Consider the following 24,843-nt stretch of genomic DNA (forward strand, 5'->3'; position numbering starts at 1 on the left):
TAACCTGTCAGCAGTCAGTGGCCGCTTGTCGCATAGACGTAGATCAAGCAAAGCGTGGGTTGTCGCCCTTGCCGGGGTAATCACCTTGTCAGTGTGTGGATTTGTTTCTTACCATGGCGGCCAATTTTTAGTGCCATTGACACAACCTAAGTACAGGCCAGGTCCAACTGGCCAAGCAAGCTGATGGGAGAGGACTGAATGAGCAATGACGGCGTCAACGCAGGCCGGCGCCGCTTCCTCGTAGCCGCGACATCCGTGGTCGGGGCGGCGGGGGCAGTGGGGGCTGCGGTACCGTTCGTGGGGTCATGGTTTCCCAGTGCCAAGGCGAAAGCCGCGGGTGCACCGGTGAAGGTCAACATCGCCAAGGTCGAGGCGGGGCAGCAGATGGTGGCCGAGTGGCGTGGCCAGCCCGTATTCATCGTGCGGCGAACGGAGGAAATCCTTGGCAATCTGAAAAAAATCACGGGTGACCTGTCCGACCCCGAGTCCAAGGCCTCGGTACAGCCAGCGTACGTCGACCCTGAGGTTCGCTCGATCAAGCCGGAAATTCTTATTCTCGTCGGCCTGTGCACGCACCTGGGCTGCTCGCCCACCTTCCGACCAGAGGTGGCGCCCGCCGACCTTGGGCCGAAGTGGGTAGGTGGTTACTTCTGCCCATGCCACGGCTCTCACTATGACCTGGCTGGCCGTGTCTACAAGTCCCAGCCAGCGCCTCTCAACCTGCCCGTGCCACCGCACTCTTATGAGTCGGACGAGATCATCGTCATTGGCGTCGACCAGGAGAACGCATGATGAGCAAGTTCATGGACTGGATTGATGCTCGCTTCCCCGCCACCAAGATGTGGGAAGACCACCTCAGCAAGTATTACGCACCCAAGAACTTCAACTTCCTGTACTTCTTCGGCTCCCTGGCATTGCTGGTGCTGGTCAACCAGATCGTGACCGGCGTGTGGCTGACCATGAGCTTCACGCCCTCGGCGGAAGAGGCGTTCGCCTCGGTCGAGTACATCATGCGCGACGTGGAATACGGCTGGATTCTGCGCTACCTGCACTCCACGGGGGCGTCAGCGTTCTTCATCGTGGTCTACCTGCACATGTTCCGCGGCCTGCTCTATGGCTCCTATCAGAAGCCACGCGAGCTGGTCTGGCTGTTCGGCATGCTGATCTATCTGGCGCTGATGGCTGAAGCGTTCATGGGCTACCTGCTGCCATGGGGGCAGATGTCGTACTGGGGCGCCCAGGTGATCATCTCGCTGTTCGGTGCCATCCCGGTGATCGGTGATGACCTTACCCAGTGGATCCGTGGTGACTACCTGATCTCGGGCATCACCCTGAACCGCTTCTTCGCCCTGCATGTGGTTGCCCTGCCAATCGTGATTCTTGGCCTGGTGGTACTGCACATCCTCGCCTTGCACGAAGTGGGTTCGAACAACCCTGATGGCGTCGACATCAAGAAGAAAAAGGACGAAAACGGTATTCCGCTGGATGGTATTCCGTTCCACCCGTACTACACCGTCAAAGACATTGTCGGCGTGGTGGTGTTCCTGTTCGTGTTCTGCGCTGTGGTGTTCTTCTTCCCTGAAATGGGCGGTTACTTCCTCGAGAAACCTAACTTCGAGCAGGCCAACGCCTTCAAGACCCCAGAGCACATCGCGCCGGTGTGGTACTTCACACCGTTCTACGCAATCCTGCGTGCGGTGCCTGACAAGCTGATGGGCGTCATTGCCATGGGGGCGGCCATCGCCGTGCTGTTCGTACTGCCCTGGCTCGACCGCAGCCCAGTGCGTTCCATGCGTTACAAGGGCTGGATCAGCAAGGTCTTCCTGCTGGTGTTCTGCGTGGCCTTCGTCATCCTCGGCGTGCTGGGCGTACTGGCACCGACACCTGGGCGTACCTTGTTGTCGCAGGTATGCACGGTGCTGTACTTCGCCTACTTCCTGCTGATGCCGTTCTACACAAGGCTTGAGAAGACCAAACCGGTTCCGGAAAGGGTGACTGGCTGATGAAAAAGTTGATTGCAGTATTTTTGCTGGCAGTGATGCCTGCCTTTTCCTTCGCTGCCGAAACTGGCCTGGAGCTGGACAAGGTCGATATCGACCTGACTGACAAGGCCGCCATGCAGGACGGTGCGCGTACCTTCGCCAACTATTGCATGGGGTGTCACAGTGCCAAGTTCCAGCGTTACGAGCGGGTGGCTGATGACCTGGGTATCCCGCATGAATTGATGCTCGAGAAGCTGGTGTTCACGGGCGCCAAGATTGGTGACCACATGCAGATCGGCATGAAGCCCAGCGACGCCAAGACCTGGTTTGGTGCCGCGCCGCCCGACCTGACCTTGGTCGCCCGCGTGCGCGGTACCGATTGGCTTTACACCTACCTGCGCAGCTTCTATGAGGACCCATCGCGCCCTTACGGGGTGAACAACAAGGTGTTCCCGAACGTCGGCATGCCTAACGTGCTGGTGGGTCTGCAAGGTAACCAGGTGGTGGGTTGCAAGCAGGTGCAGACGGTGGTCGAGGGCAAGAAGCAATTCGACCCGTTGACCGGCAGCCCGTTGACCCATGAAGCTTGCGATCAGCTGACCATTACGCCGAATTCCGGTACCCTGACGACCGAGCAGTTCGACGAGAAGGTCAAGAACCTTGTGACCTTCCTGGCCTATTCGGCCAACCCAGTCAAACTGGAAAGCCAGCGCATCGGCACCTATGTGTTGCTGTACCTGGCTTTCTTCTTCGTATTCGCCTACTTGCTCAAGCGTGAATACTGGAAGGACGTGCACTGATCACGCAGTAGTTTCTGGTTGTTGAACGCGCCCGGGGTGGCCTAGCAGTATTGCCAGGCCACCCCGGGCGCGTTTTCATTTAAAGTTGCACAAGCATCCGTGCGAGGAGCCGCTACATGGGCGCAACCAACAGGTTAGCCTGCTATTCCGATCCCGCTGATCACTATTCTCATCGGGTGCGCCTGGTTCTGGCCGAGAAGGGCGTCAGCGTGCAGTTGATCGATGTCGATCCCGCCCGCCTGCCGCCGAAGCTGGCCGAGGTCAACCCTTATGGCAGCGTGCCGACCTTGGTCGATCGTGACCTGGCGTTGTATGAATCGACCGTGGTGATGGAATACCTCGAGGAGCGTTACCCGCACCCGCCGCTGATGCCGGTATACCCGGTTGCGCGTGGCAACAGCCGTCTGCTGATGCACCGCATCCAGCGCGACTGGTGTGCCTTGGCCGATACCGTGCTTGACCCGCGTAGCAGTGAAGCTGCCCGAACCGAAGCGCGCAAGGCCTTGCGCGAAAGCCTGACCGGGGTCTCGCCGTTGTTTGGCGAGTTCGCCTGCTTCATGAGTGATGAGCAAAGCCTGGTCGATTGCTGTCTATTGCCCATACTCTGGCGTTTGCCGGTGTTGGGTATCGAATTGCCGCGGCAAGCCAAGCCGCTGCTGGATTACATGGAGCGCCAGTTCGCCCGCGAGCCTTTTCAGGCGAGCCTGTCCTCCGTAGAACGTGAAATGCGCAAGCTTTAAGGAGCCGTTGATGAACTCCAGTCGCCCCTATCTGGTTCGAGCACTGTACGAGTGGATCGTCGACAACGATTGCACGCCCCATATGCTGGTCAATGCCGAATTCCCGAAAGTTCAGGTGCCGGATGGTTTCGCCAGTGATGGCCAGATCGTCTTGAATATCTCGCCAAGTGCCGTGCGTAGCCTGCACATGGACAATGACGCAGTCAGCTTCGAGGGCCGCTTCAGTGGTGTGGCTCACTCGCTGTTCGTGCCGGTTGGTGCAATCCTGGGTATCTACGCCCGCGAAAATGGCCAGGGTATGGTCTTCGAGCTGGAGCCGTCTTCGATGGATGGCGACGAGCTGGAAGACGATGATGTGCAGCCGGATGACGATGGCCCGCCAGACGATGGAGGGCAGCCGCCGCGTCCGACTGGCCGGCCAAGCCTGAAAGTGGTCAAGTAACAAAAAAGGCGATCCAGATGGATCGCCTTTTTTGTTTGGCCTGTCCAGGCAATCACTGAGTCAATCGATGTACTCGAACAGCTTGACGATCTTCTGCACGCCCGACACGCCCTGCACCACGGCAGTGGCCGAGTTGGCTTCTTGGCGGGTGACCAGACCCAGCAGATAGACGATGCCGTTTTCGGTAATCACCTTGATGCGCGAGCTGGGCACGGCGTTGTCGGTCAGCATCTGGGTCTTGATCTTGGTGGTCAGCCAGGCGTCGTTGTTGCGCGCCAGAATGGAGGAGGGCTGCATCACTTGCAGCTCATTGTGTACTTTCTTGACCCGTTGGACCTGGCTGGCCGTTTGCTCCGCGAGGCTCTTGAGCTCGGCGCGTGGGGTCTGCCCGGCCAGCAGGACGATACCGTTGTAGCTGCTGACAACGATGTGCGAGCCCTTGTCCAGGTCTGGGTTGGCTTTGGAAATGTTCACGGCAGCCTTGGTCTCGATCAGCGAGTCGTCGATCTTGCTACCGATGGTGCGCGTGCCGCGATCGTCCTCGATCGGCGAATTGCGGGTAGAGGTGAGTACCGAGCTGCAACCAGTGACGCTCAGGCACAGGGTCAGGGCCATCAGGCCGAGGCGCATAGGGGTCATTCTTCACTCCCGAACAGTTGGCTGTCGATCAGATCGCACAGGCAGTGGATCGCCAGCAGGTGGACTTCCTGGATACGCGCGGTAACTGTCGAAGGCACGCGGATTTCCACGTCTTCGGGCAGCAGCAGCGAAGCCATGCCGCCGCCATCGCGACCCGTCAATGCTACGACAATCATTTCACGGTCATGTGCGGCCTGGATTGCCTGGATTACGTTGGCCGAATTGCCGCTGGTGGAGATCGCCAGCAGAACGTCACCGGGCTGGCCCAGGGCGCGGATCTGCTTGGAAAAGACTTCGTTGTAGCTGTAGTCGTTGGCGATCGAGGTCAGGGTCGAGCTGTCGGTGGTCAGCGCGATGGCTGGCAGGCTGGGACGCTCGCGCTCGAAGCGGTTGAGCAGCTCCGATGAAAAGTGCTGGGCATCGCCGGCCGAGCCGCCGTTGCCGCAGGCGAGCATCTTGCCCTCGTTGAGCAACGCATTGACCATGACCAGGCTGGCCTGCTCGATGTGCGGTGCCAGGATGTCCATTGCCTGTTGCTTGGTTTCGATGCTGGCCTCGAACAGCCGGCGAATTCGGGATTGCATGTCCATCTGGTGACCTTAAATGGGGCGGTGGCCTTTGCTACGCGCAACAACGACCAGCCCGCGATACATAGAGCAAAAAAAACGAAGTGGGTTCAGCATTCGAAGGCGTTTTTCAGCCATTGAAGCGGTCTGCCTGCATGGTGGCTACCCTGCAGGGCGACTACGTCGAAGCGGCAGGGGTAGTTGCCCCAGTGGGCCTCCTTCTGCAGGAACAGGCTGGCGGCAAGCACCAACCGTTTCTGCTTGCGCCCGTCGATACTGTCGAGGGCGCCTCCGAAGCCCGCGTGCAACCGGTAGCGGACTTCGACGAATACTACTGTATCGGCGTCGAGCATGACCAGATCAAGCTCGCCGCCTTTGCATCGCCAGTTGCGCGCCAGCAACTGCAGCCCTTGCCCCTGAAGGTACTCAAGGGCTTGGGTTTCTGCCGCTTGCCCGGCACGGGTAGGCGATGCTGCGGCCATCAGCGCGCGGTGTCAGGCAGGCGCTTGACCTGGCCGCCGGTGAACTCGGCCCATGGCAGCTGGCGCTCGACGCGCTGGTTGGCATTGATGCTCAGGCTGCCCGAAAGGCCCAGGATGCGGTTGTCTGGTAGCGCTTTCAGTTGGCCCAGGCGCGGCGCCAGGCTGTAGGCGTCGACGCCCATGGCATACAGGCGACCGAGGCTGCCAGCGGCTTGCGGCCACTGCTGTACAACCTGTTGACGCAGGCTGTTGCTGGTGTCGAGCAGCCACGGTGTTTCGCAGAAGCGGATGCCGTTCATGTCATTGTACTGGTTGATGTCACCGCTGGCGCTGTACAGGTTCGAGGTGGCATAGACCGGCACATCACCGGCGTACTGGAAGTTCAGGGTCGGCTTGATCTGCTGCGCCTGTTGTGGGGTCGAGGCGAGGAAGATGAAGTCGATGTCCTGGCGGCGCGACGGTTGTGCAGCGATGCTGCCGCCCACCGTGCTTTGCAGGCTCTTGGCGCGGCCTTCGCTCTGGCGCAGCTGGAACAGGTCGGCAATCTGCTGGGCCAGGGCGACCGGTTGGGCGATGCGCTGGGCGGCGAGCAGGGTTCCGCCATTGCCTTCCCAGTCCTGGCGGAAGGCAGCCAGGACACGGTCACCCCATTCGCCGCTCGGCACCAGGGCTACGGCGCGGACCATGCCATCGGCGCGGGCGCGGCGGGCCACTTCACGGGCTTCGTCTTCGGCCGCCAGGCCGAACTGGAACAGTTGTGGCGGCGCCTTCTGGCCGGCGTCGGCGTAGTTCAGGGCCAGCGTGGTGATCGGCAGCTGTGGTTTGGCGGCCAGTTGTTTGACCAATGGTTTTTCAAGCGGGCCGATGACCAGTTGCACGCCGGCGGCTTGCGCCTGGCGATAGAAGTCGTCCAGCGAGCCGATACGCGAGCTGTCGAACACCTGCACCGCAGGCGCTGGCTGGCCGCTTTGCTGGGCCTGGAAGTGGGCGGCCATGAAGCCATCGCGCAGGGCGCGGGCTACACCGGCCAGTGGGCCTTCCTGAGGCAGCAGCAGGGCGATCTTGGTCAGCGGCTGGCTGGCCAGTTCCTTGAGTTTGGTCAGGGCCAGCGGCAGTTGCTGGGCGGCAGGGTGGTCCGGGTGCTGTTTGACCCAGGCTTCGATGGCCGCTTGCTGCTGCTCCAGGGTGCCGGCGCTTTTCACGGCGAAGGCCAGGCTGGTCCAGCCAGCCAGGGTCTGATCGTTGGTTGGCTGCTGCAGTTGCTCTGCCGGAAGCGATGCAACCAAGGCCCAGATGGCGTCATTGTTGGTGCTGGCGGCCTGGCCGCCAAGCAGCGGGGCCAGGAGAGTGCGCTGCTGTGCGGCAGCCAGGGCCTGGCCGTCGGCTTCGAGCGCGGCGGCGTGCACGCTGTAGGTGCGCACTTGCTGTTCTGTCGGCAGCTCGGCAAGGCGCTGCAGGCTCGGGTGGGCCAGGGCGGTCAGCGCTGCTTTGGGCTGGTTGCGGCTCATGGCCAGTTCCGCCGCGAGGGTGCTGGCGAACACTTGCTGGGCCGGCTTGAGCGTGTCCAGCGGGACCTGCTCGAGAATGCGTGCGGCGCGTGGGAAGTCCTTCTGCTTGTAGGCCAGGTCGGCCGCGCTCAGGCGCAGCAGGGCGGCGTCTTCTGCAGACTTGCTGGAAGCGGCCTTTTCGAGCAGTTGCTCGATGCTGGCATCCGGGGTGCGTGGCAGTTCGCCCAGGCTGGATGAGGGCGAGCTGGCGCAGGCTGCCAGCAGGGCGGCGAGGCAGAGGGCTGTGAGCAGCCGCAGGCAAGCGATCATGTAAAGGTCCTGTTACTCGATCAAGTTGGCCGGCAATTGTACCCAAGCACTGGCCGGGGCGCGATGTTGCTGTGTCGATCCTTCACTATAGGCGGCGTGTTCCTGATCGCCGGCGAGTTTCTTTGCGCCCTGTTGCAGGCGCTCGGGCTACAATGGCGCCTTTGATCCGAATGACAGGTGTGCGCAGTGACTGATGTGGCAGGGGCTTCGAAATCCGCGGTGGGGACGCTGTATGTGGTGGCAACCCCCATCGGCAACCTCGACGACATGAGCGCCCGGGCGCTGAAGGTGCTGGCGGATGTGGCGCTGATCGCCGCCGAAGACACCCGTCATTCGATCCGCCTGCTGCAACACTTTGGCATTGATACGCCGTTGGCCGCTTGTCATGAGCACAACGAGCGTGACGAGGGCGGGCGTTTTCTCTCCAAGCTGCTGGCGGGTGAAAATGTGGCGCTCGTCTCTGATGCCGGCACGCCTCTGATTTCCGACCCGGGCTACCACTTGGTGCGTCAGGCGCGGGCCGCGGGGGTGAGCGTGGTGCCGGTGCCGGGCGCCTGTGCCTTGATCGCCGCGCTATCGGCGGCAGGCCTGCCATCGGACCGCTTCATCTTCGAAGGCTTCCTGCCGGCCAAGCAGGCAGGGCGCCGGGCGCGCCTGGAGCAGGTGAGGGAAGAGCCGCGCACGTTGATCTTCTATGAAGCCCCGCATCGCATCCTGGAGTGTCTTGAAGACATGGAGGCGGTATTTGGTGGCGATCGTCCGGCGTTGCTGGCGCGCGAACTGACCAAGACCTTCGAGACCCTAAAGGGCTTGCCGCTGGCTGAGTTGCGTGCGTTCGTAGCCGGCGACAGCAATCAGCAGCGCGGTGAGTGCGTGGTGCTGGTCGGCGGATGGAGTGCGCCGGAGGGCGAGCAGGCCATCAGTGCCGAAGCACAGCGCGTGCTCGACCTGCTGTTGGCTGAGTTGCCACTGAAGCGGGCGGCGGCGCTTGCAGCGGAAATTACCGGGGTGCGCAAGAACCTCTTGTATCAACTTGCCCTGGAAAAGCAGAAAGCCGAGTAGTGGCATTTTGATATAAATGTCGGTGGCGCTTGTTCTTGCGCGCGCGTGCCGGTAACCTTGGCGGCGGAGAGTCGATCGGACAGTCGCTGCCTGTTTTTGTTCCGCAACTTTTTGTTGTGTGAGCAGCAGGGGGAGGAAAGTCCGGGCTCCATAGGGCAGAGTGCCAGGTAACGCCTGGGAGGCGTGAGCCTACGGAAAGTGCCACAGAAAATAACCGCCTAAGCACTTCGGTGCCGGTAAGGGTGAAAAGGTGCGGTAAGAGCGCACCGCACGGCTGGCAACAGTTCGTGGCTAGGTAAACCCCACTCGGAGCAAGACCAAATAGGGTTCCATCAGGCGTGGCCCGCGTCGGAACCGGGTAGGTTGCTAGAGGCGTCCAGTGATGGCCGTCGTAGAGGAATGACTGTCCTCGACAAAACCCGGCTTACAGATCGACTCTCCACCTTTCTTTCCCTGCTTGAATCGATAGCAGATCCTCTCTGGTAATACCGAAAAAATCTTACTCTTAATAAATTACTTTAACTTCGAACTCCATTCGTTTGCGTGGGTTTGATTTTTCTCGTGTTTTTCTCTCTCTGGCAGTCCTTCCACATTCCGTTGTTGCGCTAAATCTCGGTCCTGTAAGGCTTTTCCTTATGAACGTGCCTTGACGGTGCTGCGGGCGGATTCCTATAGTGTGCGCAAGTGGCAGAAAGTGGGATGAAGTGGGTTTTCTGACACAAAAAAGCTAACATTGTGGGGAATCACAGCCGTGTTCCGCGGAGCCAACGCCGTCAGCCTCGATGCAAAGGGCCGTCTCGCCATGCCGAGCCGGTACCGTGACGAGCTCGACTCACGTTGCAATGGTCAACTGATCGTGACCATTGACGCCGTAGACCCCTGCTTGTGTGTTTATCCCCTCGATGAGTGGGAACAGATAGAAGCCAAGTTGCGTGCCTTGCCATCGTTGCGTGAGGAAAACCGCCGCCTGCAGCGTTTGCTGATCGGTAATGCGGTTGACCTGGAGCTCGATGGCAGCGGGCGTTTCCTGGTGCCGCCCCGCCTGCGTGAATACGCCAAGCTCGACAAGAAGGCGATGCTGGTGGGGCAACTGAACAAATTCCAGCTGTGGGATGAAGATGCCTGGAACGCGGTTTCGGCAGCTGACCTTGCAGCTATTCAACAACCGGGCGCCATGCCCGACGAATTGCGTGACCTGATCCTGTGACCATAGATAGCGGCTTCAACCACATTACCGTCCTGCTCGACGAAGCTGTCGAGGCATTGGCCCTGCGCGCCGACGGTTGCTATCTGGACGGCACTTTCGGCCGTGGCGGACACAGCCGTCTGATTCTCAGCAAGCTCGGGCCGCAAGGGCGGCTCTTGGGCTTCGACAAAGATCCACAGGCGATTGCCACGGGGCAAGCGCTGGCGGCCGAAGACGGCCGCTTTGTCATTGTGCAGCGCAGTTTTGCCGAGCTGGGTGCGGAAGTCGCAGCGCGCGGCCTGCACGGCAAGGTCAGTGGTGTGTTGCTGGACCTGGGCGTGTCCTCGCCGCAGCTGGATGACCCAGAGCGTGGCTTCAGCTTCCTCAATGATGGCCCGCTGGACATGCGCATGAACCCGGACCAGGGCATCAGTGCCGCCGAGTTCATCGCCACTGCGCCCGTGGAAGAAATCGCCCGCGTCTTCAAGGAGTACGGCGAAGAACGCTTTGCCGGGCGCATGGCGCGTGCAGTGGTCGAGCGCCGTGAAAAACAGCCCTTCACCCGTACCGCCGACCTGGCGGAGGTACTCAAAGTGGCCAACCCGGCATGGGAAAAGGGCAAGAACCCGGCTACCCGTGCCTTCCAGGGTCTTCGCATTCACGTCAACAACGAGCTGGGCGACCTGGAGGCTGGCCTTGAGGCTGCGCTCGATGCGCTCGAAGTCGGTGGTCGCCTGGCGGTCATCAGTTTCCACTCGCTGGAAGACCGTATCGTCAAACTGTTCATGCGCAAGCTGGTGAAGGGTGAGGCCGACAACCTGCCGCGCAACCTGCCGGTTCAGCACAAGGTCTTCGAGCCGAAAATCAAGCTCATCGGCAAGGCTCAGTTCGCCTCCGAGGCCGAGCTCAAGGCCAACCCGCGGTCGCGTAGCGCCGTGATGCGCGTGGCGGAGAAGCTGCGGTGAGCAGGCTACTTGCCAAACCCTTGCCAGGCGGAAGCTTCCTGATGCTTCTGCTGTTTGTCGGCGTGCTGGTTTCGGCCATTGCCGTGTCCTACAGTGCGCACTGGAACCGTCAACTGCTCAACACCCTGTACGGTGAATTGAACGAGCGCGACAAGGCTCAGGCCGAGTGGGGCCGGCTGATTCTTGAGCAGAGTACCTGGACTGCTGCCAGCCGCATCGAGAGCCTGGCCTCCGAGCAGTTGAAGATGCGCGTGCCATCAGCTGACGAAGTCCGGATGGTGGCGCCATGATGAAGCTCGAAGGCGCACTCTACCCGTGGCGCTTCCGCGTAGTGATCGGTTTGCTGGCGATCATGGTCGGCGCCATTTGCTGGCGCATCATCGACCTCCAGGTGGTTGACCGTGACTTCCTCAAGGGCCAGGGCGATGCACGCAGCCTGCGTCACATCCCCATCCCCGCGCACCGCGGCTTGATTACCGACCGCAACGGTGAGCCGTTGGCCGTGAGTACCCCGGTCACCACGTTGTGGGCCAACCCCAAAGAGATGCAGGCCTCTAAGGAGCGCTGGCCGCAATTGGCCGCTGCGCTGGGGCAAAACCCGCAGCAGTTGATCGAGCGCCTGACCCAGCAGGCCAACAAAGAGTTCATCTACCTGGTCCGGGGGCTGACCCCCGAGCAGGGCCAGCACGTGCTCGACCTCAAAGTGCCTGGTGTGTACGGCCTGGAAGAATTCCGCCGCTTCTATCCGGCCGGTGATGTGACTGCACACATGGTCGGCTTTACCGACCTCGACGACCACGGTCGTGAAGGGGTGGAGCTGGCCTATGACGAGTGGCTGGCCGGTGTGCCCGGCAAGCGCCAGGTGATCAAGGACCGGCGCGGCCGGCTGATCAAGGACATTCAGGTAACCAAGAACGCCAAGGCCGGGAAGACCTTGGCGTTGTCGATAGACCTGCGCCTGCAGTACCTGGCTACCCGCGAGCTGCGCAATGCCATTGCCGAACAGGACGCCAAGGCCGGCAGCCTGGTGATCATGGACGTCAAGACCGGTGAGGTCCTGGCCATGGTCAACCAGCCGACCTACAACCCCAACAACCGCCGTAGCATGTTCCCGGCGGCCATGCGTAACCGGGCGATCATCGACGTGTTCGAGCCAGGCTCCACGGTCAAGCCGATCTCCATGAGTGCGGCGTTGCAGAGCGGCCGCTGGAAGCCTACCGACAAGGTCGAGGTGTACCCTGGCAGCCTGCAGATCGGGCGCTACACCATCAAGGACGTGTCGCGCAGCGAGGGCCCGATTCTTGATTTGACCGGCATCCTGATCAACTCCAGTAACGTTGGCATGAGCAAGATCGCCTTCGACATCGGCGGCGAGGCCATCTACCGCGTCATGTCCCAGGTCGGCCTGGGCCAGTACACCGGTCTTGGCTTCCCGGGCGAACGTGTCGGCAACCTGCCCAACCACCGTGAGTGGCGCAAGGCCGAGACCGCAACCCTGTCCTATGGCTACGGCGTATCGGTGACTGCCCTGCAGCTGGTGCATGCCTACGCGGCGCTGGCCAACGACGGCAAGATGGTGCCGCTGTCGATCATCAAGGTCGACAAGGCGCCGGAAGCCGTGCAGGCCATTCCGAAGGATGTCGCCGAAACCGTTCAAGGCATGCTGCAGCAGGTGATCGAAGCGCCGCGCGGCGTCTTCCGTGCCCAGGTGCCGTTCTATCACGTGGCCGGCAAGTCCGGCACCGCGCGTAAGGCCACCGTGGGTGCCAAGGGATACACCGAAAACGCCTACCGCTCGCTGTTCGCCGGCTTCGGGCCAATGAGCGACCCGCGCTACGCCATCGTTGTGGTCATCGACGAGCCGGGCAAGGGCGGCTACTTCGGTGGTCTGGTATCGGCGCCTGTATTCAGCAAGGTCATGTCCGGCACCCTGCGCCTGATGAACGTGCCGCCAGACAACCTGCCGCCACCTGCACCTGCACCCGCCGTGCAATCGCAAGTCAATGCAGCAGCCGCCAAGGGAGGGCGTGGATGATGACAATGCCACTAAGCAAACTTTTCGCCCACGCCAGCCGTGATCCATTGATTCGTGAGCTGACCCTGGACAGCCGTAATGTGCGCCCGGGTGACTTGTTCCTGGCGGTGCCGGGTGCCAAGGTCGATGGCCGCGAGCATATCGCCGATGCCCTGGCCCGTGGCGCTGCCGCCGTGGCCTACGAAGAGCAGGGTGCCAGCGTGCTGCCGCTGACCGATGCGCCGCTGATTCCGGTCAAAGGCCTGATCGCTCAGCTGTCAGACATCGCCGGGCGCTTCTACGGTGAACCGAGCCGCCAGTTGAATCTGGTCGGCGTGACCGGCACCAACGGCAAGACAAGCGTTACCCAACTGGTAGCCCAGGCGCTCGACCTGCTTGGCCAGCGCTGCGGTCTGATTGGCACCCTGGGGACGGGTTTCTACGGCGAGTTGCAGAGCGGCCGCCTGACCACGCCCGACCCGATTGCCGTGCAATCGACCCTCAACGACCTCAAGAAAGGCGGCGCCAAGGCCGTGGCCATGGAAGTGTCTTCCCATGCCCTGGAGCAAGGCCGGGTTGCCGCACTGGAATTCGACATCGCGGTGATGACCAACCTGTCCCGCGACCACCTCGACTATCACGGCAGCATGGAAGCCTATGAGGCCGCCAAGGCCAAGCTGTTCGCCTGGCCGAGCCTGCGTTGCCAGGTGGTCAACCTGGATGACGACTTTGGTCGTCGTCTGGCGGCCGACTTCGCGCGTCGCCCGAGTGTCGACCATATCGAAACCCGGCTGCTGAGCTACAGCCTGGAAAACCTTGAAGCCTCGCTGTTCTGCCGCGAAGCCGTATTCAGTGACGATGGCGTGCGCGCCACCCTCGTCACCGCCCAAGGTGAGCGTATCTTGCGCAGCCAACTGCTGGGTCGCTTCAACCTGAGCAACATGCTGGCCGCTGTCGCGACCCTGCTGGCGCTGGACTATGCGCTGGACGAGATCCTCAAGGTCACGCCGCAACTGCAGGGGCCGGTAGGCCGCATGCAGCGCCTGGGTGGCGGCGACAAGCCGCTGGTGGTGGTCGACTATGCACACACACCGGATGCACTTGAAAAAGTACTCGAGGCCCTGCGCCCGCACGCTCATGGCAAACTGTTGTGCCTGTTCGGCTGCGGCGGTGACCGTGATCGCGGCAAGCGCCCGCTGATGGCCGAAGTGGCCGAGCGCCTGGCCGACCGCGTACTGGTCACCGACGACAACCCGCGTACTGAAGATCCGTCGCGCATCTTCGATGACATTCGCCCCGGTTTCACCAGGCCTGACGACGTCGAGTTCGTCGCCGGGCGTGGCGAAGCCATTGCGCACCTGATTGCCACCGCCGCTGCCAACGATGTGATCGTGCTGGCTGGCAAGGGGCACGAGGATTACCAGGAGATCAATGGCGAGCGCCATGATTTCTCCGATTTGACCGAAGCCGAAAAGGCACTTGCAGCCTGGGAGGCTCCACATGCTTAAGCCGTTGTCACTCAGCCAGCTGACCACAGCACTGAAGGGTCAACACATCGGTGGCGACGCCACGTTCACCGGCGTCAGCATCGATAGCCGCAGTGTCAGCGCCGGGCAGCTGTTCGTCGCCCTGGCCGGCCCGCGTTTCGATGGCCATGACTACCTGGCGGATGTGAAAGCCAAAGGCGCAGTGGCTGCCCTGGTCGAGCGTGAAGTGGCCGGTGTCGACCTGCCGCAGTTGCTGGTCAAGGATTGCCGGGTAGCACTGGGTCAGCTCGGCGCCCTGAACCGCGCGGCTTTCGACAAGCCTGTAGTGGCCATTACCGGTTCCAGCGGCAAGACCACGGTCAAGGAAATGCTCGCCAGCATCCTGCGTACCCGTGGCCTGGTGCACGCTACCCGCGGCAACTTGAACAATGACCTCGGTGCACCGCTGACACTGCTGGAGATCGCACCGGAGCACAGCGCAGCAGTGATTGAGCTGGGTGCCTCGCGCATTGGCGAAATCCGCTACACCGTGGGCCTGACGCAACCGCAGGTGGTCATCATCAACAATGCCGGTACTGCCCACGTTGGCGAATTCGGCGGCCCGGACAAGATCGTCGAAGCCAAGGGCGAGATTCTCGAAGGCCTGGGCGAAGGCGGTATTGCCATTCTCAACCTGGACGACAAAGCCTTTGATATCTGGAAGGCGCGTGCCGGTGCGCACAAGGTTGTCAGTTTCGCACGCAGCAACCCGAAGGCCGATTTCCACGCGTCAGACATTGGTCGCGATGCCCGTGGCTGCCCGTCCTTCACCCTGCATGGCGCCGGTGAAACGGTAGACGTGCAACTCAATGTGCTGGGTGAACACAACGTCAGCAATGCCTTGGCCGCCGCCGCCGCTGCACATGCCGTTGGTCTGAGCCTGAGCGGCATCGCCGCCGGCCTGGCGGCGGTGCAACCGGTCAAGGGGCGCACCGTGGCGCAGATCGCGCCGAACGGGGTACGGGTAATCGACGACAGTTACAACGCAAATCCCACCTCTATGTGCGCAGCCATTGATATACTCGCCGGCTTTTCCGGACGCACCGTTCTGGTGCTTGGGGATATCGGCGAATTGGGGCAATGGGCGGAAGAAGGCCACCGTCAGGTGGGTGACTACGCGCGTGGCAAGGTCGACGCCCTGTACGCAGTGGGTTCCAACATGACACATGCGGTCAAGGCGTTCGGCGCCAATGGCCGCCATTTCGCTACTCAAGCTGAGCTGATCGATGCGGTTAGCGCCGAGAATGCCAGTGACACCACTATCTTGATCAAGGGCTCGCGCAGCGCTGCGATGGAAAACGTCGTAGCGGCATTGTGCGGTGCCAGCGGGGAGAAACATTAATGCTGCTGCTGTTGGCCGAGTATCTGCAACAGTTCCACAAAGGCTTTGCGGTCTTTCAGTACCTGTCCCTGCGCGGGATTCTTGGCGTACTGACCGCATTGTCCCTGGCGCTGTGGCTGGGCCCCTGGATGATCCGTACCCTGCAAATTCGCCAGATCGGCCAGGCCGTGCGTAACGACGGCCCGCAATCGCACCTGTCCAAGTCCGGCACCCCGACCATGGGTGGTGCGCTGATCCTGTCGGCCATCGCCGTCAGCACCTTGCTGTGGGCCGACCTGAGCAACCGCTATGTTTGGGTTGTGCTGATCGTCACCCTGGCGTTCGGTGCCATTGGCTGGGTCGATGACTACCGCAAGGTGATCGAAAAGAACTCCCGTGGCCTTCCAAGCCGCTGGAAGTACTTCTGGCAGTCGGTGTTCGGCCTGGCGGCGGCAGTGTTCCTGTACAAGACGGCGCCAACCAGCGTCGAGACCACGCTGATCCTGCCGTTCATCAAGGATGTCACCATTCCACTGGGCGTCGGCTTCGTCGTACTGACCTACTTCGTCATTGTCGGCTCGAGCAACGCGGTCAACCTCACCGATGGCCTTGACGGCCTGGCAATCATGCCGACGGTGATGGTCGGCGGCGCGCTGGGCATCTTCTGCTACCTGTCGGGTAACGTGAAGTTTGCCGAGTACCTGTTGATCCCCTACGTGCCGGGCTCGGGCGAGCTGATCGTGTTCTGCGGCGCGCTGATCGGTGCCGGCCTGGGCTTCCTGTGGTTCAACACATACCCGGCGCAAGTGTTCATGGGTGACGTCGGCGCGCTGGCGCTGGGCGCCGCGCTGGGCACCATCGCCGTCATCGTGCGCCAGGAAATCGTGCTGTTCATCATGGGCGGCATCTTCGTGGTGGAAACCCTGTCGGTGGTCATCCAGGTCGCTTCCTTCAAGCTGACCGGCAAGCGCGTGTTCCGCATGGCGCCGATCCACCACCACTTTGAACTCAAGGGCTGGCCAGAGCCCCGGGTGATCGTCCGATTCTGGATCATCACCGTGATCCTGGTACTGATTGGCCTTGCAACCCTGAAACTGAGGTAGATGAGCGTGTCTTTGATCGCTTCCGACCAATTCCGCATCGTTGTCGGCCTCGGCAAGAGCGGCATGTCCCTGGTTCGCTTCCTGGCGAGCCGGGGCATTGCCTTTGCGGTCGCCGATACCCGCGAGCAACCGCCGGAACTGGAAACCCTGCGCCGTGATTACCCGCAGGTGGAAGTGCGCTGTGGTGAACTGGACGTGGACTTCCTGTGCCGCGCCAACGAGTTGTACGTGAGCCCCGGTCTGGCCTTGGCCACGCCGGCCTTGCAGCAGGCGGCCGCGCGTGGCGTGAAGCTGTCTGGCGACATAGAGCTGTTTGCTCGCCATGCCAAGGCGCCGATCATTGCCATCAGCGGTTCCAACGCCAAGAGCACCGTCACGACGCTGGTCGGTGAAATGGCCGCCAAGGCCGGCAAGCGAGTGGCCGTGGGCGGTAACCTCGGTACCCCGGCGCTCGACCTGCTGGCCGATGACATCGAGCTGTACGTGCTGGAGCTTTCCAGCTTCCAGCTGGAAACCACTGACCAGCTCAACGCCGAAGTGGCGACTGTTCTGAACATCAGCGAAGACCACATGGACCGCTATAGCGGCCTTCCGGCCTACCACCTGGCCAAGCACCGGATTTTCCGCGGTGCCCGCCAGGTTGTGGTCAACCGCCAGGACGCCCTGAGCCGGCCGCTGCCGGTGGAAGGCCGACCATGCTGGACCTTCGGCCTCAACTCGCCCGACTTCAAAGCGTTTGGCCTGCGTGAAGTGGACGGTGAAAAATACCTGGCGTTCGAGTTCCAGACGCTGATGCCGGCGCGTGAACTGAAGGTTCGCGGTGCTCACAACCAGAGCAACGCCCTGGCGGCGCTGGCCCTGGGGCATGCTGCCGGCCTGCCGTTCGAGCCCATGCTCGCGGCCCTGCGCGAGTTCGGTGGCCTGGCCCACCGGTGCCAGTGGGTACGCGAGCGTAATGGCGTGAACTGGTACGACGATTCCAAGGCCACCAACGTCGGTGCTGCCCTGGCCGCCATCGAAGGCCTGGGCGCCGATATCGAAGGCAAGTTGGTGCTGATCGCCGGTGGTGACGGCAAAGGTGCTGAATTCACTGCGCTGCGCGAGCCGGTCAAGCGTTTCTGCCGCGCCGTGGTATTGCTCGGCCGTGATGCCGAGCGCCTGGCCGAGGCCTTGGGCGATGCCGTGCCACTGGTTCGGGTCAAGACGCTTGACGATGCCGTACAGCAGTGTGCCGAACTGGCCCAGGCCGGCGATGCCGTGCTGCTGTCGCCAGCATGCGCCAGCCTCGACATGTTCAAGAACTTCGAGGAACGGGGGCGCCTGTTCGCCCAGGCAGCGGGAGGTCTCGCATGATCTTCGGCATCTTCAAACCCTACCCGTCGCCGCTGATCAGCGGCCGTGGCGTCGACCTGGACTTCCCGATGCTCGCCGGTTGCCTGGCCTTGCTGGGCCTGGGCTTGGTGATGATCACTTCGGCCTCCTCGGAAGTGGCTGCTGTACAGTCCGGCAACCCGCTGTATCACATGTTCCGCCACCTGGTGTACGTGTTCCTCGGCCTGGTGGCCTGCGGTGCAACCATGCTGGTGCCGATCGCCACCTGGCAGCGCATGGGCTTCATGATGCTGCTTGGCGCCTTCGGCCTGCTGGTCCTGGTCCTGGTGCCGGGTATCGGCCGTGAGGTTAACGGCTCCATGCGCTGGATCGGTTTCAGCTTCTTCAACGTGCAGCCTTCGGAAATCGCCAAGGTGTTCGTGGTCATCTACCTGGCCGGCTACCTGGTACGCCGACAGACCGAGGTGCGCGAAACCTGGATGGGCTTCTTCAAGCCGTTCATCGTACTGCTGCCCATGGCCGCCTTGCTGCTGATGGAACCGGACTTTGGCGCCACCGTGGTCATGATGGGCGCGGCGGCGGCCATGTTGTTTCTGGGAGGGGTGGGGCTGTTCCGCTTCAGCCTGATGGTGGTGCTGGCGGTGCTGGCGGTATTTGTTCTGGTTCAGGCGCAGCCCTACCGGATGGCGCGCCTTATTACGTTCACCGACCCCTGGGCCGATCAGTTCGGCTCCGGCTACCAGCTGACCCAGGCACTGATCGCCTTCGGCCGTGGCGAGTGGCTGGGCGTTGGCCTGGGCAACAGCGTGCAGAAGCAGTTCTACCTGCCTGAAGCGCACACCGACTTCGTGTTCTCGGTCCTGGCGGAAGAACTGGGCGTGGTCGGCTCGCTGCTGACCGTCGCGCTGTTCGTGTTCGTCACCGTGCGCGCCCTGTACATCGGCCTGTGGGCCGAAAAAGCCAAACAGTTCTTTGCCGCCTACATGGCGTTCGGCCTGGCTTTCCTGTGGATTGGCCAGTTCCTGATCAACATCGGTGTGAACGTCGGCCTGCTGCCGACCAAGGGCCTGACCCTGCCGTTTCTCAGTTACGGGGGGAGCTCGCTGGTGATCTGCTGCGCCTGCGTAGGCCTGTTGCTGCGCATCGAGTGGGAGAGCCGCACGCATCTGGGCAGTGAGGAGCACGAATTCAGCGAAAGCGATTTTGCCGAGGAGACCAGTCATGGCCGCTGAAGGCAAAAATGTATTGATCATGGCCGGCGGCACCGGGGGGCACGTATTCCCGGCGCTGGCCTGCGCCCGTGAGTTCCAGAAGCGCGGTTACAGCGTGCACTGGTTGGGCACCCCGCGTGGCATCGAGAACGAGTTGGTGCCACAGGCAGGCTTGCCATTGCACCTGATTCAGGTCAGCGGCTTGCGCGGCAAGGGCAAGCTGTCGTTGCTCAAGGCGCCTTTCACGTTGGTCAAGGCCGTGCTGCAGGCACGGCGCATCATTCGCCAGCTCAAGCCCGTATGTGTCTTGGGCTTTGGCGGCTATGTGACCGGCCCGGGCGGCGTGGCTGCGCGGCTGTGCGGCGTGCCACTGGTGATCCATGAGCAGAACGCCAGGGCCGGTACCGCCAATCGGTTGCTGGTGCCACTCTCGGCGCGGGTCTGCGAAGCTTTCCCGAACACCTTCGAGGCCAGCGACAAGCGTCGCACCACCGGCAACCCGGTGCGCCCGGAACTCTTCATGGACGCGCAACGCGTGCCCTTGGGCGAGCGCCGCGCACGCCTGTTGGTGCTCGGTGGCAGCCTGGGTGCGGAACCATTGAACAAATTGTTGCCTAAGGCCCTGTCTGAAGTGCCCGCGGCGCTGCGGCCAGAGGTGTTCCACCAGGCAGGCAAGCAGCACGCACCGATCACCGCCGAGCGTTATCACGAGGTGGGCGTCGAGGCTCAGGTAGAGCCCTTCATCAACGACATGGCTCAAGCTTATGGCTGGGCCGACCTGGTGGTGTGCCGAGCCGGTGCCCTGACTGTCAGCGAACTGGCGGCAGCAGGCCTGCCTTCGATGCTGGTGCCTTTGCCCCACGCGATCGACGATCACCAGACCCACAACGCCCAATATCTGGCCCGCGAAGGCGCTGCCTTCCTGATGCCACAAGCGACAACTGGCGCAGCGCAACTCGCTGAACGCCTGAACGAGGTGCTGATGCAACCCGAGAAACTCAACGTCATGGCTGGCACCGCACGGCGCCTGGCCAAACCTGCTGCAACCAGCACCGTGGTCGATATCTGCCTGGAGGTGGCCCATGGTTGAGAGCCAGAAAGCCATGCCCCAGCCGAAGATGGGCCGTATTCGCCGCATTCATTTCGTCGGCATCGGCGGCGTGGGCATGTGCGGTATTGCCGAAGTGTTACTGAACCTGGGCTATGAAGTGTCCGGTTCGGACCTTAAAGCCTCGCCGGTGACCGAGCGCCTGGAGTCCTTTGGCGCTGAGATCTTCGTCGGCCACCGCGCCGAGAACGCTGCCACCGCCGATGTGTTGGTGGTGTCCAGCGCCATCAACCCGGCCAACCCGGAAGTTGCCACCGCACTGGAGCGGCGCATTCCGGTGGTGCCGCGTGCCGAGATGCTCGCCGAGCTGATGCGTTACCGCCATGGCGTGGCCGTTGCCGGTACTCACGGCAAGACCACCACGACCAGCCTGCTGGCTTCAGTGTTCGCCGCCGGTGGCCTGGACCCAACCTTCGTTATCGGTGGCCGTCTTACCGCTGCCGGTACCAATGCGCAGCTGGGCACCAGCCGCTACCTGATCGCTGAAGCAGACGAAAGCGATGCCAGCTTCCTGCACCTGCAGCCGATGGTCGCGGTTGTCACCAACATCGACGCCGACCACATGGCGACCTACGAAGGTGACTTCAACAAGCTGAAGAAAACCTTCGTCGAGTTCCTGCACAACCTGCCGTTCTATGGGCTGGCGGTGATGTGCCTGGACGACCCGGTGGTTCGCGAGATCCTGCCGCAGGTCAAGCGTCCTACCGTGACTTACGGCTTCAGCGAAGAGGCCGACATCCGCGCCATCAATGTGCGTCAGCAGGGCATGCAGACCCACTTCACCGTGCTGCGCCGTGATCGCGAGCCGTTGGAGGTTTCGGTGAACATGCCCGGCAACCACAACGTGCTCAACGCCCTGGCGACCATCGCCATCGCCACTGACGAAGGCATTACTGACGAGGCCATCGTCCAGGGCCTGTCCGGCTTCCAGGGTGTCGGTCGTCGCTTCCAGGTATACGGCGAGCTGCCGGTCGAAGGCGGCAGTGTGATGCTGGTCGACGACTACGGTCATCACCCCACCGAAGTGGCGGCGGTGATCAAGGCTGTGCGCGGTGGCTGGCCAAGCCGCCGCCTGGTGATCGTCTACCAGCCGCACCGCTACAGCCGCACCCGCGACCTGTACGACGATTTCGTCCAGGTGCTGGGCGATGCCAACGTGCTGCTGCTGATGGAGGTCTACCCGGCCGGCGAAGAGCCGATCCCCGGTGCCGACAGCCGTCAGCTGTGCCACAGCATCCGCCAGCGCGGCAAGCTGGACCCGATCTACATCGAGCGCGGCGTCGAGCTGGCACCGCTGGTCAAGCCACTGCTGCGCGCTGGCGACATTTTGATCTGTCAGGGTGCCGGTGATGTCGGCGGCCTGGCCCCGCAGTTGATGAAAAGCCCGCTGTTCGCAGGCGCCAAGCAGGAGAAGTCGAAATGACCAGCGCCTACGACAAGCTGCAGTCGACCCTGGACGTCAAGGCGTTCGGCCGCGTCGCCGTGCTGTACGGTGGCAAGAGCGCCGAGCGTGAGGTGTCGCTGAAATCTGGCGCCGCAGTGATCGATGCGCTGAGCACTGCCGGCGTCGACGTGGTTGGCATCGACGTCGGTGACGACCTGCTCGCACGCCTGCAGAGCGAGAAGATTGACCGCGCCTTCATCATCCTCCACGGCCGTGGCGGTGAAGACGGGAGCATGCAAGGTTTGCTGGAGTGCCTGGGCATCCCCTACACCGGCAGCGGCATCCTGGCTTCGGCGCTGGCGATGGACAAGCTGCGCACCAAGCAGGTGTGGCAGAGCCTGGGCATTCCCACGCCACGCCACGCGGTGCTGGCGAGCGAAAGCGATTGTTTGCAGGCCAGTACGGAACTGGGCTTCCCGCTTATCGTCAAACCCGCCCATGAAGGCTCTAGCATCGGCATGGCCAAGGTGAACAGCGCCCAGGAACTGGTCGCCGCCTGGCAGGACGCCGCCAAATACGATTCCCAGGTACTGGTGGAGCAGTGGATCCACGGTCCGGAGTTCACCATCGCGGTACTGCGCGGCCAGGTGCTGCCGCCGATCGCCCTGGGTACGCCGCACGTGTTCTACGACTACGACGCCAAGTACATCGCCAACGATACCCAGTACCGCATCCCGTGCGGGCTGGATAGCGTCAAGGAACAGGAACTGATCGACCTGACCGCGCGCGCCTGCGATGCCATTGGCATCGAAGGCTGGGGGCGGTTGGACGTGATGCAGGACGAGCAGGGCCAGTTCTGGCTGCTCGAAGTCAACACCGCACCAGGCATGACAGATCATAGCCTGGTGCCCATGGCGGCCCGCGCGGCTGGCCTGGACTTCCAGCAACTGGTGCTGGCAATCCTGGCCGAAAGCGTGGCGACGCGAGGTTAATAACCATGCAAGGCGCGATGATACGTCAGCAGCAACCCGTTACCGGCCGTAGCAAGCCGGTGCCGCGTGGTGCCAGCCGGCTGGTGGCCGACGAGCCCGTATCGGCGCGCCTGCCCCGGCCAAGCCTGGGCGGCCTCAAGCGCTTGCTGTGGCCGGTGTTGCTGGTGGCGGCCGGCTTTGGTGCCTACGAGGGCGCCATTCGCCTGATGCCGTACGCCGACCGCCCGATCACCAAGATCGATGTGCAGGGCGACCTCAGCTACATCAGTCAGCAGTCGGTGCAGCAGCGTATCGCGCCCTACGTGGCGGCGAGCTTCTTCAGCGTCGACCTGCCGGCGATGCGGGCCGAGCTCGAGCAGATGCCGTGGATCGCCCACGCCGAAGTGCGCCGGGTGTGGCCCGACGAGGTGGTGATCCGCCTTGAAGAGCAGCTGCCGGTGGCACGCTGGGGGGACGCAGCCCTGCTCAACAACCAGGGTCAGGCTTTCACCCCGCGCGAGCTGGCCAACTATGAGCACCTGCCGCAGCTGGCCGGGCCGCAGCGTGCTCAGCAACAAGTCATGCAGCAGTATCAGGTATTGAGCCAGATGCTGCGCCCCTTGGGCTTTTCCATCGCTCGCCTGGAGCTGCGCGAGCGAGGCAGCTGGTTCCTGACCACCGGTGCGAGCAGTGCCGGGCCAGGCATCGAGTTGCTGCTGGGGCGCGATCATCTGGTGGAGAAGATGCGCCGTTTCATTGCCATTTACGACAAGACACTCAAAGACCAGATCACCACTATCGCCCGCATTGATCTGCGTTATTCCAACGGACTTGCCGTTGGTTGGCGGGAACCGATTGCACCGACGACGGCCCAACCCGCCGTTGCGAAGAATTAGAGAGAGGCAGGACCATGGCAAACGCGCATAGCGGCAAAATGATCGTCGGGCTGGACATTGGCACCTCCAAGGTGGTGGCGCTGGTGGGCGAAGTGGGCGAAGACGGCACCCTGGAAATCGTCGGGATCGGCACCCATCCGTCCCGTGGCCTGAAAAAAGGCGTGGTGGTGAACATCGAGTCCACCGTGCAGTCGATCCAGCGCGCCGTGGAAGAGGCGCAGCTGATGGCCGGCTGCCGTATCCACTCGGCGTTCGTCGGTGTGGCCGGTAATCACATCCGCAGCCTGAACTCCCACGGCATCGTTGCCATCCGTGACCGCGAGGTCAGCCTGGCGGATCTGGAGCGCGTACTCGACGCTGCCCAGGCCGTGGCGATTCCGGCCGACCAGCGCGTGCTGCACACCTTGCCGCAGGACTATGTGATCGACAACCAGGAAGGCGTGCGCGAGCCGCTGGGCATGTCTGGCGTGCGTCTGGAAGCCAAGGTTCACGTGGTCACTTGCGCCGTCAACGCCGCCCAGAACATCGAGAAGTGTGTGCGCCGCTGCGGCCTGGAAATCGACGACATCATCCTCGAACAGCTGGCTTCGGCCTACTCGGTGCTGACCGATGATGAAAAAGAACTGGGCGTGTGCCTGGTGGACATCGGTGGCGGCACCACCGACATCGCCATCTTCACCGAGGGCGCCATCCGCCACACGGCGGTCATCCCGATTGCTGGCGACCAGGTGACCAACGACATCGCCATGGCCCTGCGGACCCCGACCCAGTACGCCGAAGAAATCAAGATCCGCTACGCCTGTGCCTTGGCCAAACTGGCTGGCGCTGGCGAGACCATCAAGGTGCCGAGCGTGGGCGATCGCCCACCGCGCGAGCTGTCGCGCCAGGCCCTGGCCGAGGTGGTGGAGCCACGTTACGACGAGCTCTTTACCCTGATCCAGGCCGAACTGCGCCGCAGCGGCTACGAAGACCTGGTGCCCGCCGGCATCGTCCTCACTGGCGGCACCGCGAAGATGGAAGGCGCCGTGGAACTGGCCGAGGAAATCTTCCACATGCCGGTACGCCTGGGCGTGCCGCACAGCGTTCGGGGGCTGAGCGACGTGGTGCGCAACCCGATCTATTCCACCGGTGTGGGCTTGCTCACCTACGGCCTGCTGAAGCAGTCCGAGGATTTGGCCCTGACCGGTAACAGCAACAGCAGCAGCAACAGCTATGGCGATGAACCGAAGGCCCCAGTGCTTGAACGCTTCAAGAAGTGGGTCCAGGGCAACTTCTAAGTTTCAAAGCAGTAGTGGT

General features: G+C 62.5%; 24 protein-coding genes and 1 other RNA gene. 21 read left to right on the forward strand and 4 right to left on the reverse strand.

Annotated elements, in window-relative coordinates; translation table 11 throughout:
* Window positions 1–198: 198 nt before the first annotated feature.
* The 5 genes from petA to V6093_RS22360 all read left to right on the forward strand — a co-directional run bounded on the left by petA (window position 199) and on the right by V6093_RS22360 (window position 3,964).
* Complete coding sequence (gene petA, locus V6093_RS22340) at window positions 199–792, forward strand: ubiquinol-cytochrome c reductase iron-sulfur subunit (protein WP_003251823.1); 594 nt, start codon at window positions 199–201, stop codon at window positions 790–792.
* Complete coding sequence (locus tag V6093_RS22345) at window positions 792–2,003, forward strand: cytochrome bc complex cytochrome b subunit (protein ID WP_003251825.1); 1,212 nt, start codon at window positions 792–794, stop codon at window positions 2,001–2,003. Before petA ends, V6093_RS22345 begins: the two co-directional genes overlap by 1 nt.
* A complete protein-coding gene (locus V6093_RS22350; RefSeq protein WP_003251826.1) occupies window positions 2,003–2,782 on the forward strand; it encodes a cytochrome c1 in 780 nt (259 codons plus the stop codon). Before V6093_RS22345 ends, V6093_RS22350 begins: the two co-directional genes overlap by 1 nt.
* Before the next feature lie 116 nt (window positions 2,783–2,898).
* Window positions 2,899–3,522 (forward strand): glutathione S-transferase N-terminal domain-containing protein, encoded by a 624-nt coding sequence (locus tag V6093_RS22355; RefSeq protein WP_003251828.1) that lies wholly within the window; start codon window positions 2,899–2,901, stop codon window positions 3,520–3,522.
* Between the two features lie 10 nt (window positions 3,523–3,532).
* On the forward strand, window positions 3,533–3,964 hold the full coding sequence (locus tag V6093_RS22360) for a ClpXP protease specificity-enhancing factor (protein ID WP_003251830.1): 432 nt from the start codon (window positions 3,533–3,535) through the stop codon (window positions 3,962–3,964).
* Between the two features lie 60 nt (window positions 3,965–4,024).
* Here V6093_RS22360 and V6093_RS22365 read toward each other — a convergent pair whose 3' ends face one another.
* From V6093_RS22365 to V6093_RS22380, 4 genes are all read right to left on the reverse strand, one after another.
* Window positions 4,025–4,603 (reverse strand): BON domain-containing protein, encoded by a 579-nt coding sequence (locus tag V6093_RS22365; protein ID WP_004575118.1) that lies wholly within the window; start codon window positions 4,601–4,603, stop codon window positions 4,025–4,027.
* Window positions 4,600–5,193 (reverse strand): phosphoheptose isomerase, encoded by a 594-nt coding sequence (locus V6093_RS22370; protein ID WP_012053657.1) that lies wholly within the window; start codon window positions 5,191–5,193, stop codon window positions 4,600–4,602. The genes V6093_RS22365 and V6093_RS22370 overlap by 4 nt, the downstream gene beginning before the upstream one ends.
* Window positions 5,194–5,279: 86 nt before the next feature.
* Window positions 5,280–5,651: a YraN family protein gene (locus V6093_RS22375; protein ID WP_003251836.1), complete on the reverse strand. Its 372-nt coding sequence runs from the start codon at window positions 5,649–5,651 to the stop codon at window positions 5,280–5,282.
* Complete coding sequence (locus V6093_RS22380) at window positions 5,651–7,468, reverse strand: penicillin-binding protein activator (protein ID WP_012053655.1); 1,818 nt, start codon at window positions 7,466–7,468, stop codon at window positions 5,651–5,653. Before V6093_RS22380 ends, V6093_RS22375 begins: the two co-directional genes overlap by 1 nt.
* 186 nt (window positions 7,469–7,654) lie before the next feature.
* Between V6093_RS22380 and rsmI the strand changes: the two genes are divergently transcribed.
* From rsmI to ftsA, 16 genes are all read left to right on the forward strand, one after another.
* Window positions 7,655–8,530 carry a 16S rRNA (cytidine(1402)-2'-O)-methyltransferase gene (gene rsmI / locus V6093_RS22385; RefSeq protein ID WP_003251840.1) on the forward strand — a complete coding sequence of 292 codons (876 nt, stop codon included), beginning with the start codon at window positions 7,655–7,657 and terminating at the stop codon, window positions 8,528–8,530.
* 67 nt (window positions 8,531–8,597) lie between these two features.
* An RNA gene (rnpB, locus tag V6093_RS22390) (RNase P RNA component class A) lies at window positions 8,598–8,973 on the forward strand.
* A gap of 308 nt (window positions 8,974–9,281) precedes the next feature.
* Complete coding sequence (mraZ, locus tag V6093_RS22395) at window positions 9,282–9,737, forward strand: division/cell wall cluster transcriptional repressor MraZ (protein ID WP_004575120.1); 456 nt, start codon at window positions 9,282–9,284, stop codon at window positions 9,735–9,737.
* On the forward strand, window positions 9,734–10,681 hold the full coding sequence (gene rsmH, locus V6093_RS22400) for a 16S rRNA (cytosine(1402)-N(4))-methyltransferase RsmH (protein WP_003251843.1): 948 nt from the start codon (window positions 9,734–9,736) through the stop codon (window positions 10,679–10,681). The genes mraZ and rsmH overlap by 4 nt, the downstream gene beginning before the upstream one ends.
* A complete protein-coding gene (gene ftsL / locus V6093_RS22405; protein ID WP_003251845.1) occupies window positions 10,678–10,971 on the forward strand; it encodes a cell division protein FtsL in 294 nt (97 codons plus the stop codon). Before rsmH ends, ftsL begins: the two co-directional genes overlap by 4 nt.
* Complete coding sequence (locus tag V6093_RS22410; protein WP_161775025.1) at window positions 10,971–12,716, forward strand: penicillin-binding protein 2; 1,746 nt, start codon at window positions 10,971–10,973, stop codon at window positions 12,714–12,716. The genes ftsL and V6093_RS22410 overlap by 1 nt, the downstream gene beginning before the upstream one ends.
* Window positions 12,716–14,203, forward strand: coding sequence for a UDP-N-acetylmuramoyl-L-alanyl-D-glutamate--2,6-diaminopimelate ligase (locus V6093_RS22415; protein ID WP_265978991.1), 1,488 nt, complete (start codon window positions 12,716–12,718; stop codon window positions 14,201–14,203). Before V6093_RS22410 ends, V6093_RS22415 begins: the two co-directional genes overlap by 1 nt.
* Window positions 14,196–15,563 carry a UDP-N-acetylmuramoyl-tripeptide--D-alanyl-D-alanine ligase gene (murF, locus tag V6093_RS22420; RefSeq protein WP_047604412.1) on the forward strand — a complete coding sequence of 456 codons (1,368 nt, stop codon included), beginning with the start codon at window positions 14,196–14,198 and terminating at the stop codon, window positions 15,561–15,563. Before V6093_RS22415 ends, murF begins: the two co-directional genes overlap by 8 nt.
* Window positions 15,563–16,645 carry a phospho-N-acetylmuramoyl-pentapeptide-transferase gene (gene mraY, locus V6093_RS22425; protein WP_003251852.1) on the forward strand — a complete coding sequence of 361 codons (1,083 nt, stop codon included), beginning with the start codon at window positions 15,563–15,565 and terminating at the stop codon, window positions 16,643–16,645. Before murF ends, mraY begins: the two co-directional genes overlap by 1 nt.
* Window positions 16,646–16,651: 6 nt before the next feature.
* Window positions 16,652–17,998, forward strand: a complete 1,347-nt coding sequence (gene murD, locus V6093_RS22430) for a UDP-N-acetylmuramoyl-L-alanine--D-glutamate ligase (protein ID WP_003251854.1) — start codon at window positions 16,652–16,654, stop codon at window positions 17,996–17,998.
* Window positions 17,995–19,209, forward strand: a complete 1,215-nt coding sequence (ftsW, locus tag V6093_RS22435; protein WP_003251856.1) for a putative lipid II flippase FtsW — start codon at window positions 17,995–17,997, stop codon at window positions 19,207–19,209. Before murD ends, ftsW begins: the two co-directional genes overlap by 4 nt.
* Window positions 19,199–20,278: an undecaprenyldiphospho-muramoylpentapeptide beta-N-acetylglucosaminyltransferase gene (gene murG / locus V6093_RS22440; RefSeq protein ID WP_003251858.1), complete on the forward strand. Its 1,080-nt coding sequence runs from the start codon at window positions 19,199–19,201 to the stop codon at window positions 20,276–20,278. The genes ftsW and murG overlap by 11 nt, the downstream gene beginning before the upstream one ends.
* The gene (murC, locus tag V6093_RS22445; RefSeq protein WP_003251860.1) at window positions 20,271–21,719 is read left to right on the forward strand and encodes a UDP-N-acetylmuramate--L-alanine ligase; all 1,449 of its coding nucleotides are present in this window, start codon (window positions 20,271–20,273) and stop codon (window positions 21,717–21,719) included. Before murG ends, murC begins: the two co-directional genes overlap by 8 nt.
* Window positions 21,716–22,672 (forward strand): D-alanine--D-alanine ligase, encoded by a 957-nt coding sequence (locus V6093_RS22450; RefSeq protein ID WP_003251863.1) that lies wholly within the window; start codon window positions 21,716–21,718, stop codon window positions 22,670–22,672. Before murC ends, V6093_RS22450 begins: the two co-directional genes overlap by 4 nt.
* Before the next feature lie 5 nt (window positions 22,673–22,677).
* Window positions 22,678–23,547 (forward strand): cell division protein FtsQ/DivIB, encoded by an 870-nt coding sequence (locus V6093_RS22455; RefSeq protein ID WP_003251865.1) that lies wholly within the window; start codon window positions 22,678–22,680, stop codon window positions 23,545–23,547.
* A gap of 14 nt (window positions 23,548–23,561) precedes the next feature.
* The gene (gene ftsA / locus V6093_RS22460; protein ID WP_003251867.1) at window positions 23,562–24,824 is read left to right on the forward strand and encodes a cell division protein FtsA; all 1,263 of its coding nucleotides are present in this window, start codon (window positions 23,562–23,564) and stop codon (window positions 24,822–24,824) included.
* Window positions 24,825–24,843 lie beyond the last annotated feature (19 nt).

Source organism: Pseudomonas putida group bacterium ESBL64, assembly GCF_045277175.1.
Classification (GTDB): domain Bacteria; phylum Pseudomonadota; class Gammaproteobacteria; order Pseudomonadales; family Pseudomonadaceae; genus Aquipseudomonas; species Aquipseudomonas alloputida.